The following is a 15004-nucleotide window of genomic DNA, read 5'->3' as shown; positions in this document are numbered from 1 at the left end:
GGCTAAAGCACATACACAAAGATGAACAACCCCACCCACACCACATCCACGAAGTGCCAGTACCAGCTGGCCGCCTCGAACCCGAAATGCTTGTCCGGGTTGAAATGCCCGCGCAGCACGCGCACGAACATCACGATCAGGATCAAGGTGCCGAGCGTGACGTGCGCACCATGAAAACCGGTGAGCATGAAGAAGGTCGCGCCGTAGATTCCCGAGCCCAGGGTCAGGCCAAGGTGCACGTAGGCCTCGTAGTATTCGTAGGCCTGCAGCGCCAGGAACGATAGCCCCAGCAGGATGGTCAGCCCCAGCCACAGTTTCAGCGCGCCGCGATGGCCCTTGCGCAGGGCATGATGGGCGATGGTGATGGTGACGCTGGAGCTGACCAGCAGGAGGGTGTTGATCAGCGGCAGGTGCCAGGGGTTGATGATGTCCTTGGGCGGCGGGAACAGCTTCGGATCGGGCGTGTGCAGCAGCGGCCAGACGAACTCGAAGCTGGGCCAGAGCATGTGCGTCACGCCCTTGGCCCCTTCGCCGCCGATCCAGGGTCCGGCCAGCACCCGCACATAGAACAGCGCCCCGAAGAAGGCCATGAAGAACATCACCTCCGAGAAGATGAACCAGCTCATGCCCCAGCGGAACGAGCGGTCCATCTGCGCGCTATACAGCCCGGCATGGCTCTCCTTGACCACCGCACCGAACCAGCCGAACAACATGTAGGCCAGAAACAGCGCACCGACGAAGAAGATCAGCGGCCCGTGGGATTCCGGATGTCCGGCCTTGAGGTCGTTGAACCAGGTACCCAGGCCGAACACCGTGATGAACAGCCCGATAGTGGCGATGATCGGCCACTTGCTCTGCGCCGGAACGTAGTAGTGCTCATGACTTGCCATTGCTGTTCTCCTTCCCTCAGCGGGCGCCCTGAACGTCCTGTACCGCGGCATGGGCGACCGGCGGGTGACGCGCAGTGATGTCGAACAAGGTGTAGGCCAGGGTCAGGTGCTTCACATTGCCCGGCAGGTCGCGGTCGACGATGAAGCGCACCGGCATCTCGATGCGCTCGCCGGGCTGCAGCACCTGCTGGGTGAAACAGAAGCACTCGGTCTTGTGGAAATACGCGGCCGCTTCGGCCGGGGTGATGCTAGGAACGGCCTGCGCACTCATCGGCCGGTCGGTCGGGTTGTGCGCGACGAACACCATCTGGTTCACCGCACCCGGATTCACTTCGAGCTGGTCAGCGGTGGAGTAGAAGTCCCAGACCATGTCGCTCGCGTTGGTCGACATGAACTGCACCCGCACCGTGCGCGAGGGGTCGCTGACCTGGCTGCCCTCGTACTGCCCGCCCGTCTTGCCGTTGATACCGAAGGCCTTGCACATCACGTCGTAGATCGGCACCAGGGCAAAGCCGAAGGCGAACATCACCACCGTCAGCATCAACAGGCGCAGCACCAGGCGTTTGAGCGACAGGCCGGTCATCGCGTCAGTCTCCTATTTCACTTCCGGCGGGGTCTGGAAGGTGTGGTAGGGCGCAGGCGAGGGCACCGACCACTCCAGCCCGTCGGCGCCATCCCAGGGCTTGGCCGGAGCCGGCTCGCCGCCGCGGATGCACTTGATGACGATGAACAGGAAGAAGACCTGCGTGGCGCCGAACATGAACGCACCGATGGAGGAGATCATGTTGAAGTCGGCGAACTGGAGGTTGTAGTCCGGAATGCGTCGCGGCATCCCGGCCAGCCCGACGAAATGCATGGGGAAAAAGGCCAGGTTCATGCCCACGAACGACAGCCAGAAATGCAGCTTGGCCAGGGTTTCGTCGTACATGTGCCCGGTCCATTTCGGCAGCCAGTAGTAGGCCGAAGCGAAGATGCCGAAGATCGCGCCAGGCACCAGCACGTAATGGAAGTGGGCGACCACGAAGTAGGTGTCGTGGTACTGGAAGTCCGCCGGGGCGATAGCCAGCATCAACCCCGAGAAGCCGCCGATGGTGAACAGGATGACGAAGGCGATGGCGAACAGCATCGGCGCCTCGAAGGTCATCGCGCCCTGCCACATGGTGCTGACCCAGTTGAACACCTTCACCCCGGTGGGCACGGCGATCAGCATGGTGGCATACATGAAGAACAGCTCGCCCACCACCGGGATGCCGACCACGAACATGTGGTGTGCCCAGACGATGAACGACAGGAAGGCGATCGCGCCGGTGGCATAGACCATCGAGGTGTAGCCGAACAGCGGTTTGCGCGAGAACGCCGGGATGATCGAGCTGACCGCGCCGAAGGCCGGCAGGATCATGATGTACACCTCCGGATGACCGAAGAACCAGAACACGTGCTGGAACAGCACCGGATCGCCGCCACCCGCCGCGCTGAAGAAGCTGGTGCCGAAGTGGATGTCCATCAGCATCATGGTCACCACGCCGGCCAGCACCGGCATCACCGCGATCAGCAGGAAGGCGGTGATCAGCCAGGTCCAGACGAACAGCGGCATCTTCATCAGGGTCATGCCCGGGGCGCGCAGGTTGAGGATGGTGGCGATGACGTTGATCGCGCCCATGATCGAACTGATACCCATCAGGTGGATGGCGAAGATGAAGAAGGTCACGCTGGCCGGCGCATAGGTGGTCGACAGCGGCGCATAGAAGGTCCAACCGAAGTTCGGCCCGCCGCCGGGGCTGAACAGGGTCGAGACCAGCAGCAGGAAGGCCGCCGGCAGCAGCCAGAAGCTGAAGTTGTTCATCCGTGGCAGGGCCATGTCCGGAGCGCCGATCATCAGCGGAATCATCCAGTTGGCCAGGCCGACGAACGCCGGCATCACCGCGCCGAACACCATGATCAGCCCGTGCATGGTGGTCATCTGGTTGAAGAATGCCGGCTCCACGATCTGCAGGCCCGGCTGGAACAGCTCGGCGCGGATCACCATGGCGAACGAGCCGCCAAGCAGGAACATGGCGAAGCTGAACCACAGGTACATCGTGCCGATGTCCTTGTGGTTGGTGGTCAGTACCCAGCGCATCAGGCCCTTGGCCGGACCATGCGCATGGTCATGGCCGTGCTCGTCGATCACTGCACTCATGTCCTGTCTCCTGCAATCCGCTGATTGCCACGGCTAACCCGGTTCATTGCGCGTCCGCCTGCTTGAGCGCCAGTACGTCCTTCGGCGTGACCATGTCGCCCTTGTTGTTGCCCCAGGCGTTGCGTTCGTAGGTGACCACCGCGGCGATATCGACCTCCGACAGTTGCTTGCCGAACGCCGCCATGGCGGTGCCGGGCTTACCATGGAAGACGATGCCCAGGTGCGCTTCCTTGGGCCCGGTGGCGATCTTCGAGCCCTTGAGCGCCGGGAACATCGGCGGCAAGCCCTGGCCTTCGGCCTGGTGACAGGCCACGCAGGTGGTGTGGTAGACCTTGTCGCCGCGCTCGACCAGCTCTTCGAGCGTCCACTCCTTGCTGGTCAGCTCCTTGAGCTTGGCCGCTTCGGCCTTGCGCTCGCCGAGCCAGGTGTCGTAGTCGGCCTTGGACTTCACCTCGACCACCACGGGCATGAAGCCGTGGTCCTTGCCGCACAGCTCGGTGCACTGGCCGCGGTAGATGCCCGGCTTCTCGATGCGCGTCCAGGCTTCGTTGACGAAACCGGGAATGGCATCACGCTTGACCGCAAAGGCCGGCACCCACCAGGAATGGATCACGTCGGCGGCGGTCACCAGGAAACGCACCTTGGCCCCGACCGGCAACACCAGCGGCTGATCGACCTCGAGCAGGTAATGCTCGTCCTTGGGCGCCTGGTTGCGGATCTGCTCGGACGGGGTGGCGAGGTTGCTGAAGAATTCGACGTCCTGGCCCAGGTATTTGTAGTGCCATTTCCACTGGTAGCCGGTGACCTGGATATCGATGTCCGACTCGCTGGCGTCGTAGATGTCGATCAGGGTCTTGGTGGCCGGGATGGCCATGGCGACGAGGATGAGGAACGGGACGACCGTCCACATGATCTCGACCCAGGTGTGCTCGTGGAAATGCGCAGGCTGCTGCCCGGTGGAACGGCGATGGATGACCATCGACCAGAACATCGCGCCGAACACCACGACGCCGATGACCACGCAGATCCAGAAGATGGTCATGTGCAGGTCGAACACGGCGTGGGAGACTTCCGTCGCCCCCGGAGCCATGTTCACGGTCCAGGCAGCGTGTGCCTGACCGAACACCGTCCACAACAGGAGGCCCATCCAGACATGTGGATGTCGCATCATTGCGGGTTCCCCTTATCGTTCTTGTAGTCCCGGAGGCGTGGACGACGTTTTCTACGACATAAGGGGGGGAACGGGGGTCAAGACTGCCTGGCTTCGACGACCGAGCCCCCTGCAAACGGCAGTCGGGCCTCATCAACGAATCACGTTCAAGCGGAGTATAGACAGCGGCCAATGGCACGCAACGCGTGATGTGAAAACAACTTCACGCACTGGCTGAAATTGCTGAAAGGATTATTCCAGAGCGTTCGGGGCACAATAGTGGCACATTGATATAACCCAGCGGAACAAGTGCCTTGTTGTTATAACAAATGCGTCTTAGCAATCTACGCAGCCGAGCTAACTTAGTGTCTTCCGTTTGTAACGCCTTGTCCCTGGAGTTGTCATGAACATCGCAGCTGTACGCGAGCAGATCGAAAACGCCCATCAACATGAGAGCCGCACAGGCCAACTGAAGCAACGCCTCGAACAACAACTGCCTCACCTGCATCCTTCGATTCAACTGCCCCCGCAGGACGCCCAGGGTACCTTGACGCGTTTCGTCCGCGCCTACATCGACCAGGTTCCGGAGTTGCTCGAAGCGGCCAACGCCGTCGCCCGCGAGGCCGGCATCGAGTCGCAGATCAAGCCAGTGCTGAAAATCGCCGAAGCCTATTTCCTGCAGCCCCCGGAGGTGATGCAGGGACACGTCGGCCTGGATTGCCTGCTCGATGAAGCCTATCTGGCCCATCGTCTGGTCGAGGAGGTCAACGACCTGTATATCCGCCACTTCCAGCAGCCGCTGATTCCGGTGGACACCACCGTGGCCAACCTCATCGCCCACCAGTTGATCGGCGAGGACTTCGCCAACCAGCTGGATGAAGTGGTGCATCACTCGGTCGAAGAAATGCTCGATGACGAAAGCTTTGCCGTGGAGTCGGTCGAAGCCTATCGCAACACCCTCAGCAGCCCCGAGACCGGCGCAGCCTGGAAGCGCTGGCCGTGCCTGTCGCGCCAATTGAGTGTGGAGCTGGCGCTGTAACACGACGATTCGATCATTGACGGGGCGCAATGCGCCCCTTGATGGTTGCGGGCGCTTTCGGATCGATCGCCAATAGTGGCAAAATGCCTCAACCCCTTGTTTGAGGCATGGATGCTGAAGCCCTCCCTTTTTTCCCTGCGCCAGGCGCTGTTCGGCCTGTCAGTCGTACTGATCGCGTTGCTCGACCCCTTCGGTATCGCCAGCTCGACCGACGATGCCTCGTCGCGCTGGCTCAACCGCCTGTTGGCAGCTACCTACGCCGACAAGGGCCAGCAACAGGTCGTGGTGGTCTTGATCGACGATGACTATCTGCTGCGCAACGACACCTACTGGCCGCTGCCGTACAACGAGCAGAGCAAGCTGTTCAAGCGCCTGCTGGCCTATGAGCCGGCGGCAGTGTTCGTCGACCTGCTCTACAGCCACGACCACTCGCGTGAAATCCCCGGGCAGCCCCCGCGCATGGAAAGCCAGCTGCTGGCCAATGTGTTCGAACGCTATCGCCAGCAGGATATCCCGCTGTACCTGGCCGATACCGGCCTGCCGCGGGCAAGCGAAGGCGCGGTCAACACCCTGCCGCGCCTGGCCGAGGTCAGCACACCAGCGCTGGTGAGCTGGAGCGACTTCGGCAACCAGTACCCGCTCGCCGTGAAGACGCCCTTGGGCACGCTGGAAACTCCGGCCCTGCGGCTCTACCGCGACTATTGCCGCCACCAGGCATGCACAGACCTGCCCGCAGACCCCGCCAGCGCTGCCGAGCTTGCTCCGATGACCGTGCAATGGGGCGTGTACCGCTCGCCCGAGCAGGAAAAGGTCGCCGATGTCAGCACCTGCGATATTCCGGGATTGTTCGAGCAACTGAAGCAGGCGGTGTTCTGGAAGCTGGGCAAACAGGCACGGGCGACCTGCGCGTACACCCTGACGCTGTCGCCTACCGACCTTGAGGTCACCGACCCGGACGACCGCAAGCTGCTCGAATCACTGCTGCGCGGGAAGCTGGTCCTGGTCGGCGCGCAGATCGCTGGCACCGGCGACCTCACCCAATCTGCGCTGCACGGCAAGATTCCCGGCGTCTACTGGCATGCCATGGCCCTGGACAACCTGATCAACTGGGGCATGAACTACTACCGGGCCACGCCCAGCCTCGCCGACCTCGGCATTCCGGCAGGCTCCGTCGATGTACTGGATATCCTCGAACTGCTCCTGCTGGGCGGCATCACCCTGCTCAAGGGCAGCCTGGACGCCCCGCTGTTCACCCGCGCGCTGTTCATCCAACGGCGTCGCCCAAGGCTGCGGCCACTGGCTGCCTGGGCCTTGGTACTCGCCGCCATCGTCCTGCTCAGTTGCGGGCTTTGGTACTACAACTACACGCCGGCCAACGTGCTCGGCCTGTTGCTGTTGTCGCTCACGTTGTTCAGCGCAAGGATCCAGGCCCTGTTCGCCAACAGGGCCTGACACCCGGAATTTCTCTATCAAAGGACCCCAGAGATGATCAAGAGCTCCCTATTGCTGCTGTCGCTGCTGGTCAGCCAGAGCGTGATGGCCACCCCCGAGCCGGTAGTCGAAGCCTGGCTGCGCAAGTCGGTGGCAGTGCTGGACGACCAGGGCAAATCGCTGCGCCAGGTCGACAGCAGCAGCCTGCCAAAAGCGCCCAAGGTGCTGCAGTACAACAAGGAGCTGGACATCATCCAGGTAGGACTGCCCGAGGGTAACGTCTGGATGGACACCATGGCGGTGCGGGTAAACCCGCCGTTGAACATCGTCAAGTTCCCCTGCCAGACCCTGCAAAGCGGCTATTCCGACGACCACCAGAACAACTCGACCATCGGCTACGGCGCCGGGTGCAAGAAATGAGTACGGGCAAGCTCAAGGGCGTCGCTGCCGCCCTGTCGCTGGCAATGCTCGGCGGCTGCAACACGCTCAACGGGGCCAACGACGCCTTGCAGAACCTGGTCGGCCCCTCGACCCAGTCGCGGCTGGACGGGCGTTATGTCGATCATCAGGACGTGCGTTCGTATTATCGGCTCGACCCACAGAAAACCCAGCAACTGCGCTTGAGCTTCGACGGCCGGGCGATTCCCGCCGACGAGATCCGCCAGCAGAACCTGGTGCGCATCCCGGCCCTGGAAAGCTACCTGCAAGGTATCGTCAACCGCCTGGCCAAAGGCTGGCCGGGGCAGGCACCGAACCTGCAGGTACGCATCGTCGACAGCTACGCCTTCGGCCCCTCGGCCGACCCCTACGGCAACCTGTTCGTGCCGCTGGGCATGCTCGACAACGTCGAGAGCGAGGATGAAATCGCGGCCATGCTCGGCCACGAGATGAGCCATGTGCTGCTGCGCCATCATGATCGTCGCGCAGCGTTCCAGGAGCAGAAACAGTTGCTCACCAACATCACCACCACGGTGGTGATCGCAACCGTGGCAAAGAATACCGGACGCAACAAGCAGACCGGCGCGCTGTTCAGCAAGGACCCGGTGGGTACGCAGAAGGCCATCGGGAATACCGTGCTCTACACCTCGCTGGCCAACAGCTTCTCGGACAATGTCTGGAGCACCGCCTGGGGCCGCACCCAGGAAGACCAGGCTGACCTGCTCGGCGCCGACCTGATGATCCGCGCCGGCTACGCGCCGCGGGCCTCGAGTGTCAGCCTGCAACGCCTGGAAGACTTCCAGGGCAAGCAGAAGCCTTTGCTCGCAAGCTTCCTGCAAGAGCGCCAGACGGCGATGACCGACTCGCTGAAAAAACTCGACCTCAACCGCACCACCCAGGAACTTCAGACCCTGCTCAACCAGGGCTTGGGCACGGCATTGAACGCCACCGGCCAGTACCTGACCCGCTCGCACATGTCGCCGATCCAGCGAGACGAAGAGCTGCGCCAGTATCTGGACCGCGAATACCAGCAACAGACCCAGGCGCGGGTAAACCGTCGCACCTGGCCGCAGGTGCGCGATTCGGCGACGGTGCAGCGTTCGCTGCAGGCTTACCGGGACGCCTACGCAGCCACCGCTGCACTGGAGCAGAAGAAGACCCGCGAAGCCGAGGCCTTCGTCAGCCGTGCGCTGGCGTCTCCTGTCGGTAACCAGCCAGGCATCCGGCGTGCGGCTTTCGCCGTGCATTCGGCGCAGGGCAACGGCCGCGCGGCCCTCGCTGACCTGCAGGGCATCCAGGACTGGTCGCTGGCAAGCCCGATGGTCTATGACTTGATCATCGGTCATCACCTGCGCAACCGCGATCCCCAGGCAGCGTTGGGGATGATCGACAAGGCCGAACAGAACCTGGGCTCAGAGGAGTTGTTCATCACCGAGAAGCTGCTGGCCAATCGTCAACTCCAGGCCGATGACCAGGTAAAGCAGGTACTGCGCAAATGCGAGCAGTACCCCAGCCGTAAAGAAGGCTGCCGCAAGCTGGTGCCCAAGTCGGCCTGAGACCTGGGCACACGACGCCTCAGACTTGCACGCTGCGTCGCAAGCGGCCCTCGATGCGCCGCTTGAGCCCGCGCTGCTCGATGGACAGACGTGAGCCGGCGGCGCGGCTCGCGCGCCCCCAGTCCTCGAGCAGCTCCAGCACCGAGTGGTCGATGTAGCTCAGGTTCGCCAGCGGTACATGCAGATGCGTTCCGGCAGGCACGCTTTCCAGCACCTGGGTCAGGGCAGGCACCTTGAGAAAGGTGGCCGCACCGCTCAGGCGCAGCTCCATGTGCCCATGGCGCGGCAGCTCGACCAGGTTGATCTTGAGGCGCGCAGCCTTGAACGCCAGCTTGAGCAAGGTCAGGGCAAAGCCCAGCAGCACCCCGGTCAGCAGGTCGGTGAAGATGATCGCCAGCGCCGTGGCGGCGTAGGTGAACATCGGCATCCGGCCATAGCGCCCGAGGCCGCGGAAGGCCTTGAAATCGACCAGCTTGATACCGGTGTACACCAGCACGCCCGCCAGGCTTGCCACCGGAATCTGCTGCAGCACGCTGCTCAGCACCACCACGAACGCCAGCAACCACAGGCCATGCAGGATCGCCGAGGCGCGAGTCTTTGCACCGGCCTGAACGTTGGCCGAACTGCGCACGATCACGCCGGTCATCGGCAATGCCCCCAGCACACCGCACAGCATGTTGCCGATACCTTGCGCCGACAGCTCCCGGTCGAAATCCGAACGCTGGCCGTTGTGCATGCGATCCACCGCCGCAGCCGACAGCAGCGTCTCGGCGCTGGCGATGAAGGCCAGGGCGAAGGCGGCCACCAGCAAGGTTGGATCGGCCAGTTTGAGCAGGTCGTCCGGACGGATCCAGTCAATCGCCTCCGACAGGTCTGCAGGCACCTGCACACGGTTGACCGGCAGCGCCAGCCAGATGCTGATCGCGGTCATTGTCGCCACGCCCAGCAAGGCACCGGGGATGAAGCGCAGGCGCTGCGGGCGCCAGCGTTCCCAGCCCCACATCATCGCAATGGTGCCCAGGCCCAAAGCGCCGGCCTGCCAGCCATTGCCGGCGGCTTCAAACGGTAATGCCGAGGCCAGGGTCGCGGGGAAGCCCAGCAGGTTCTCGACCCCCGAGGGCTGTGGCGCGCTGTCGAACATGACATGCACCTGCGACAGCACGATCAGCACGCCGATACCGGCCAGCATGCCGTACACCACCGCCGGTGCAGTGACGCGAAACCAGCAGCCCAGGCGCAGCCGCCCGGCCAGCAACTGCAACAGGCCTGCCAGCAGCAGGATCGGCCCGAGCATGGCCACGCCATGCTGGCGCACCAGCTCGAACACCAACACCGCAAGGCCTGCGGCCGGGCCGCTGACCTGCAGGGGCGAGCCGGCCAGGAAGCCCACGACGATGCCACCGATGATCCCGGTGATCAGCCCTTTGGCGGGCGGCATGCCCGAGGCGATCGCGATGCCCATGCACAGCGGCAGGGCCACCAGGAACACCACGACCGAAGCCAGCAACTCTCGCGGCAAGGCCGCTTTTATCTGTGTCATGTTCACCATAACGCTCCTTTTCTGATTCACGGCCATTCCACTGGCCGACGGCACGGGGATCCCTGAATCGCGCGCAGGCGCGGGCCGCCAGCAGGATTGCCGGCCAGTAGGTCAGGGAAATTCAAGGCAGCAGAAAGCCCTGCCGCGCCTGGTGGGCGCAGCCGGCTATCAAGGTTTCTTCAGGTGTTGGGGTCGCTTAGTAGCGGCCTCTCGGAGTTGCGCACGGCACTGGCTCGCCAGCAGCCAGGGGCAGGAAGCTGTCGCTCGCGGCGTCGTAGGCTTCGATGCGGCTGGTTTCGATATCGTAGATCCAGCCGTGAATGTAGAGCTGTCCGGCCGCCAGGCGCGAGGCGACCGAAGGGTGGGTGCGCAGGTGATGCAGCTGAGCGATGACGTTTTCCTTGGTCAGCACCTGCATGCTCTCGTGTTCCGTTTCGCACGAGCAGTTGCTCTCGACCACGGTACGGGCCACTTCGGCGTGGCGCAGCCAGGCGGAAACGGTCGGCATCTTGATCAGCGACTGCGGGTTGAGCACCGCGCGCATCGCACCGCAGTCGGAGTGGCCGCAGACGATGATGTGGTGAACGCCCAAGGCCAACACAGCGTATTCGATGGCGCTGGAAACACCGCCGTTCATCTGCCCGTAGGGCGGTACCACGTTGCCGACGTTACGGGTCACGAACAGATCGCCCGGCGAGCTCTGGGTGATCAGTTCAGGCACGATGCGCGAGTCGGCGCAGGTGATGAACATCGCGCGCGGCTTCTGCGCGGTGGCGAGCTTCTTGAACAGCTCCTGCTGCTCGGGGAAAACGTCATGGTGAAACTTCAGGAAGCCGTCGACGATGTGCTTCAGGGCGGCATCGGCGCTCTCGGCGGGAGCGGCCGGAACGGGCTTGGATGGGTCCTTGACGGGCATGATTCATCCTCTTGACGGTTTGTAGGTAAGTTCCATTTTACCGGGGAAAGATTCTGGCTATGCGGAGAATTAGATGACGCGCACAGGTAATAAATCACAGTCGCTGTGGACTGACTTCCTACGCTAGCGGAGAAAACTTAACTGAAACTGAATTCGGAGGCTCTAGAACGGGCGTTCCAGGTTTTCGAGGGGAGACTTGGATAATAGCAAAAAAGCATCAGCCGCCAATACCCTCCAATGAAATTATTGGTAGGTATGAGTCAGGTTACAGGGTAGTGGAACTGTACGGTGGGGGTTCTTCGTGGGTGAACCCGTTTCCACAAAACCTTCAGCGTCTCAAAACAACGCCATCTGCTCCCCAGGTGGGCAGAACAACGTGCAATCCAGAGCCAGCCCCTCCCGCCCTTCAAAACCCAACTGCCGCGAAGCCTTGCGAAAACGCTGCGCCAGCAGCTCGGCAAAGACTCCTTCACCCCGCATCCGCGCGCCAAAGCGGCTGTCATACAGCTCACCACCCCGGCTCTGACGAATCAGGCTGAGCACGTGGGCCGCACGCTGCGGATAATGGTCCTGCAACCACTGTTCGAACAACGGCGCCACCTCCAGCGGCAGGCGCAGCATCATGTAGGCGGCGCTCTGCGCGCCAGCCTCCCTGGCGGCCTGCAGAAGGTGCTCCAGTTCGCTGTCGTTGATCATCGGGATCATCGGCGAACACAGCACCCCCACCGGCACACCCGCCTCGCGCAACACGCGGATCGCCCGCAGGCGCGCCTTGGGTGCCGCCGCGCGGGGCTCGAGGGTGCGTTTGAGTTCGTCGTCGAGGGTGGTCAGGCTGATCATCACCCGCGCCAGGCGCTGGCTGGCCAGTTCGCTCAAGATGTCCAGATCTCGTAGCACCAGCGAGCCCTTGGTGACGATGGTCACCGGGTGCCGGTAGCGCAGCAGCACCTCGAGCAGGCGACGGGTCAACTGATGCTCGCGCTCTATGGGCTGGTAAGGGTCGGTGTTGGCGCCGAGGTTGATCGGGGCGCAGACATAGCCCGGCTTGCTCAACTGCTGTTCGAGCACCTCGGCGGCATTGGTCTTGGCGATGAGCTTGGTCTCGAAGTCGAGGCCGGGGGAGAGGTCCCAATAGGCGTGGCTGGGCCGGGCGTAGCAATAGATGCAGCCGTGTTCACAACCGCGGTAGGGGTTGATCGAACGGTCGAAGGGCAGGTCGGGCGAGGTGTTGCGGGCGATGATGGTCTTGGCGGTTTCGATCCGCACCTCGGTGCCCTGGGTGAGTGGGACTTCCTGGTGCCAGCCGTCGTCCTCGACCACCGAATGGCTGGGGGCGAAGCGGTTGTGGGGGTTGGTGGCAGTACCGCGACCACGGACTGGGGTTGGTTTCATGGTGGAAAACCCGGATTACTGTATATGAATACAGTAATCCGGGTTTGCTCAGAAGACCAGTGCCGTCAGGCGGACAGGGTCAATCCGGCTTCTTGAGTTTCGGATTCGGGAAGAACTGAACCGTCTGCACCTTTACCGGCTCGGCCTTGACCGCCTGCTGGTTTACCCGGGTACCGAGCTCCTTGGGCACCGACAAGCCCTGCTCGTTGAGGGTGTCGGTGAAGCCGCAGGCCACACACTCGCGGTGTGGCACGCCGTCTTCGTTCCACATCATCAACTTGTCGGGCTCGCTGCACGCCGGGCATACCGCCCCGGCGATAAAGCGTTTCTTGGTCTTGATCACGACGCCCTCACTCATGCCGCCGCATCCTCGGTCAGGCCACTATGACGCAGCAGCGCATCGATGGAAGGCTCACGACCACGGAAATCGACGAACAGCACCATTGGCTCGCGCGAACCGCCCCGGGCCAGGATCGCCTCGCGGAACGCGCGGCCGGTCTCGGCATTGAGCACGCCTTCTTCCTCGAAGCGCGAGAAGGCGTCGGCCGACAGCACTTCGGCCCACTTGTAGCTGTAGTAGCCCGCCGCATAGCCGCCAGCGAAGATGTGCGCAAAGCTGTTGGGGAAGCGGTTATAGGCCGGCGGACGCATCACCGTGACCTCATCGCGCACGCCCTCGAGCACCTGCAGCACACTGCGGCCGTCGCCATGGGTGGCGTGCAGCTCGAAGTCGAACAGCGAGAACTCCAGCTGGCGCACCATCATCATCCCGGACTGGAAGTTCTTCGCCGCCAGCATCTTGTCCAGCAGGTCCTGGGGCAACGGCTCGCCGGTCTCGTAGTGGCCAGAAATCAGCGCCAGGCCTTCAGGCTCCCAGCACCAGTTCTCCATGAACTGGCTCGGCAGCTCGACCGCGTCCCAGGCCACACCGTTGATGCCCGACACACCGGCATGCTCGATGCGGGTGAGCAGGTGGTGCAGGCCGTGGCCGAACTCGTGGAACAGCGTGGTGACTTCGTCGTGGGTGAGCAGCGCCGGCTTGCCCGGTGCAGCCGGGGTGAAGTTGCACACCAGGTTGGCCACCGGGCTCTGCAAGGCGCCTGCCGCGGTGCGGCGACGATCGCGGGCACCGTCCATCCAGGCGCCGCCGCGCTTGTTGGCACGGGCGTAGAGGTCGAAGAAGAAGCGCCCGACGTGCTGGCCGTTCTCCTTGATCTCGAACAGGCGCACATCCGGGTGCCAGGCGTCGAAGCCCTTGAGTTCGGCGATTTCGATGCCGTAGAGGCGTTGGACGATGCTGAACAGGCCGCTCAGCACCTTGTCGATCGGGAAGTAGGCACGCAGGGTTTCCTGCGACACGCTGTAGCGCTGCTCACGCAGCTTCTCGCCGTAATAGCCGGCGTCCCAACTGGCCAGCTCCGGGGTGCCCTGCTCGGCGGCGTAGGCCTTGAGCTGCTCCAGGTCCTGGGCCGCGAACGGCTTGGAGCGCTTGGCCAGGTCACGCAGGAAGCTCAGCACCTGGTCGCTGGATTCGGCCATCTTGGTGGCCAGGCTCAGCTCGGCGTAGTTGGCGTAGCCCAGCAGCGCGGCCAGTTCCTGACGCAGGTCGAGGATCTCGGCCATCACCGGGCCGTTGTCGAACTGCCCAGCGTTCGGGCCCTGGTCGGACGCGCGGGTGCAGTAGGCGGCGTACAGTTCTTCGCGCAGCGCGCGGTCGCTGGCGTAGGTCATCACCGCGTAGTAGCTGGGGAATTCCAGCGTGATCAGCCAGCCGTCGAGGCCTTTGGCCTGGGCAGCGGCGGCCATCTGCGCCTTGGCCGATTCGGTCAGGCCGTCCAGCGCGGCTTCGTCGGTGACGTGCTTGGTCCAGGCCTGGGTGGCGTCGAGCAACTGGTTGGAGAAGCGGCTGCCCAGTTCGCTGAGCTTGCTCTGCACTTCGGCGTAGCGCTGCTGCTTGTCGGCCGGCAGGTCGATGCCCGACAGACGGAAGTCACGCAGGGCGTGCTCGAGAATAGTCTTCTGCGCCACGTCGAAACTGGCGGCCTCGGCGCTGTTGGCCAGCGCCTGGTAGGCATCGAACAGGGCGCGGTTCTGCCCCATCTCGGTGGAATAGGCGCTCAGCGCCGGCAGGCACGACTCGTAGGCCTCGCGCAGTTCCTTGCTGTTGCACACCGCATTGAGGTGGCTGACCGGGCTCCAGGCCGCGCCCAGGCGGTCGTTGAGTTCGTCCATCGCCAGCACCAGGCCGGCCCAGGAGGGATTCTTGCCCTGCTGCGCGAGGATATCGGCGATGGCCTTGCGGTTGTCGGCCAGGATCTGCTCGATCGCCGGCAGCACGTGTTCGGCGCGGATTGCGGAGAAGGGTGGCAGGTCGTGGGACTGCAGAAGCGGGTTGTTCGCACTCACGGTTTGGATACCTTGGCAGGAGAAACACGGGACCATCTTAATTACAATCGACGCCGACCGCAGCAGG

At 63.3% G+C, this 15004-nt stretch carries 13 protein-coding genes; 4 read left to right on the top strand and 9 right to left on the bottom strand.

The window, feature by feature from the left end; all coding sequences use genetic code 11:
• Positions 1 to 2: 2 nt before the first annotated feature.
• Genes AB688_RS02405 through coxB form a run of 4 tightly spaced genes read right to left on the bottom strand, consistent with a single transcriptional unit; the run spans position 3 to position 4240 of the window.
• Positions 3 to 890 (bottom strand): cytochrome c oxidase subunit 3, encoded by an 888-nt coding sequence (locus AB688_RS02405; RefSeq protein WP_054893371.1) that lies wholly within the window; start codon positions 888 to 890, stop codon positions 3 to 5.
• A gap of 16 nt (positions 891 to 906) precedes the next feature.
• Positions 907 to 1473 carry a cytochrome c oxidase assembly protein gene (locus AB688_RS02400; protein ID WP_063541984.1) on the bottom strand — a complete coding sequence of 189 codons (567 nt, stop codon included), beginning with the start codon at positions 1471 to 1473 and terminating at the stop codon, positions 907 to 909.
• A 12-nt stretch (positions 1474 to 1485) separates the two neighbouring features.
• Positions 1486 to 3069 (bottom strand): cytochrome c oxidase subunit I, encoded by a 1584-nt coding sequence (ctaD, locus tag AB688_RS02395; RefSeq protein ID WP_063541982.1) that lies wholly within the window; start codon positions 3067 to 3069, stop codon positions 1486 to 1488.
• A gap of 43 nt (positions 3070 to 3112) precedes the next feature.
• Entirely contained in the window at positions 3113 to 4240 is a 1128-nt protein-coding gene (coxB, locus tag AB688_RS02390; RefSeq protein ID WP_063541980.1) for a cytochrome c oxidase subunit II, read from the bottom strand.
• A gap of 382 nt (positions 4241 to 4622) precedes the next feature.
• Here coxB and AB688_RS02385 point away from each other — a divergent pair, with 382 nt between their 5' ends.
• The 4 genes from AB688_RS02385 to AB688_RS02370 all read left to right on the top strand — a co-directional run bounded on the left by AB688_RS02385 (position 4623) and on the right by AB688_RS02370 (position 8683).
• Positions 4623 to 5258 carry a hypothetical protein gene (locus AB688_RS02385; protein WP_063541978.1) on the top strand — a complete coding sequence of 212 codons (636 nt, stop codon included), beginning with the start codon at positions 4623 to 4625 and terminating at the stop codon, positions 5256 to 5258.
• 111 nt (positions 5259 to 5369) lie between these two features.
• Positions 5370 to 6710, top strand: a complete 1341-nt coding sequence (locus AB688_RS02380) for a CHASE2 domain-containing protein (RefSeq protein ID WP_063541976.1) — start codon at positions 5370 to 5372, stop codon at positions 6708 to 6710.
• A gap of 33 nt (positions 6711 to 6743) precedes the next feature.
• A complete protein-coding gene (locus tag AB688_RS02375) occupies positions 6744 to 7109 on the top strand; it encodes a hypothetical protein (protein ID WP_054893377.1) in 366 nt (121 codons plus the stop codon).
• Complete coding sequence (locus tag AB688_RS02370; RefSeq protein WP_063541974.1) at positions 7106 to 8683, top strand: M48 family metallopeptidase; 1578 nt, start codon at positions 7106 to 7108, stop codon at positions 8681 to 8683. The genes AB688_RS02375 and AB688_RS02370 overlap by 4 nt, the downstream gene beginning before the upstream one ends.
• A 19-nt stretch (positions 8684 to 8702) precedes the next feature.
• Here the strand turns inward: AB688_RS02370 and AB688_RS02365 are convergent, their stop codons facing one another.
• The 5 genes from AB688_RS02365 to prlC form a co-directional block, all read right to left on the bottom strand.
• Positions 8703 to 10232 carry a SulP family inorganic anion transporter gene (locus AB688_RS02365; protein WP_162714335.1) on the bottom strand — a complete coding sequence of 510 codons (1530 nt, stop codon included), beginning with the start codon at positions 10230 to 10232 and terminating at the stop codon, positions 8703 to 8705.
• A 187-nt stretch (positions 10233 to 10419) separates the two neighbouring features.
• Positions 10420 to 11139 (bottom strand): carbonic anhydrase, encoded by a 720-nt coding sequence (locus AB688_RS02360; RefSeq protein WP_063541972.1) that lies wholly within the window; start codon positions 11137 to 11139, stop codon positions 10420 to 10422.
• 336 nt (positions 11140 to 11475) lie between these two features.
• Positions 11476 to 12531, bottom strand: coding sequence for a PA0069 family radical SAM protein (locus AB688_RS02355; RefSeq protein ID WP_063541970.1), 1056 nt, complete (start codon positions 12529 to 12531; stop codon positions 11476 to 11478).
• Between the two features lie 79 nt (positions 12532 to 12610).
• On the bottom strand, positions 12611 to 12889 hold the full coding sequence (locus tag AB688_RS02350; RefSeq protein WP_054893381.1) for a YheV family putative zinc ribbon protein: 279 nt from the start codon (positions 12887 to 12889) through the stop codon (positions 12611 to 12613).
• Positions 12886 to 14973, bottom strand: a complete 2088-nt coding sequence (gene prlC, locus AB688_RS02345; protein WP_054893382.1) for an oligopeptidase A — start codon at positions 14971 to 14973, stop codon at positions 12886 to 12888. The genes AB688_RS02350 and prlC overlap by 4 nt, the downstream gene beginning before the upstream one ends.
• Positions 14974 to 15004: the final 31 nt, after the last annotated feature.

Source organism: Pseudomonas putida (assembly GCF_001636055.1).
Classification (GTDB): domain Bacteria; phylum Pseudomonadota; class Gammaproteobacteria; order Pseudomonadales; family Pseudomonadaceae; genus Aquipseudomonas; species Aquipseudomonas machongensis.
The sequence above is the reverse complement of the archived record's forward strand: the minus strand, read 5'-3'. Positions and strand labels throughout refer to the sequence as shown.

What these genes read in the sequence shown, in the direction of transcription:
- AB688_RS02405 (WP_054893371.1), bottom strand. Translation starts at nt 890, where the DNA reads ATGGCAAGTCATGAGCACTACTACGTTCCGGCGCAGAGCAAGTGGCCG.
- AB688_RS02400 (WP_063541984.1), bottom strand. Translation starts at nt 1,473, where the DNA reads ATGACCGGCCTGTCGCTCAAACGCCTGGTGCTGCGCCTGTTGATGCTG.
- ctaD (WP_063541982.1), bottom strand. Translation starts at nt 3,069, where the DNA reads ATGAGTGCAGTGATCGACGAGCACGGCCATGACCATGCGCATGGTCCG.
- coxB (WP_063541980.1), bottom strand. Translation starts at nt 4,240, where the DNA reads ATGATGCGACATCCACATGTCTGGATGGGCCTCCTGTTGTGGACGGTG.
- AB688_RS02385 (WP_063541978.1), top strand. Translation starts at nt 4,623, where the DNA reads ATGAACATCGCAGCTGTACGCGAGCAGATCGAAAACGCCCATCAACAT.
- AB688_RS02380 (WP_063541976.1), top strand. Translation starts at nt 5,370, where the DNA reads ATGCTGAAGCCCTCCCTTTTTTCCCTGCGCCAGGCGCTGTTCGGCCTG.
- AB688_RS02375 (WP_054893377.1), top strand. Translation starts at nt 6,744, where the DNA reads ATGATCAAGAGCTCCCTATTGCTGCTGTCGCTGCTGGTCAGCCAGAGC.
- AB688_RS02370 (WP_063541974.1), top strand. Translation starts at nt 7,106, where the DNA reads ATGAGTACGGGCAAGCTCAAGGGCGTCGCTGCCGCCCTGTCGCTGGCA.
- AB688_RS02365 (WP_162714335.1), bottom strand. Translation starts at nt 10,232, where the DNA reads ATGGTGAACATGACACAGATAAAAGCGGCCTTGCCGCGAGAGTTGCTG.
- AB688_RS02360 (WP_063541972.1), bottom strand. Translation starts at nt 11,139, where the DNA reads ATGCCCGTCAAGGACCCATCCAAGCCCGTTCCGGCCGCTCCCGCCGAG.
- AB688_RS02355 (WP_063541970.1), bottom strand. Translation starts at nt 12,531, where the DNA reads ATGAAACCAACCCCAGTCCGTGGTCGCGGTACTGCCACCAACCCCCAC.
- AB688_RS02350 (WP_054893381.1), bottom strand. Translation starts at nt 12,889, where the DNA reads ATGAGTGAGGGCGTCGTGATCAAGACCAAGAAACGCTTTATCGCCGGG.
- prlC (WP_054893382.1), bottom strand. Translation starts at nt 14,973, where the DNA reads ATGGTCCCGTGTTTCTCCTGCCAAGGTATCCAAACCGTGAGTGCGAAC.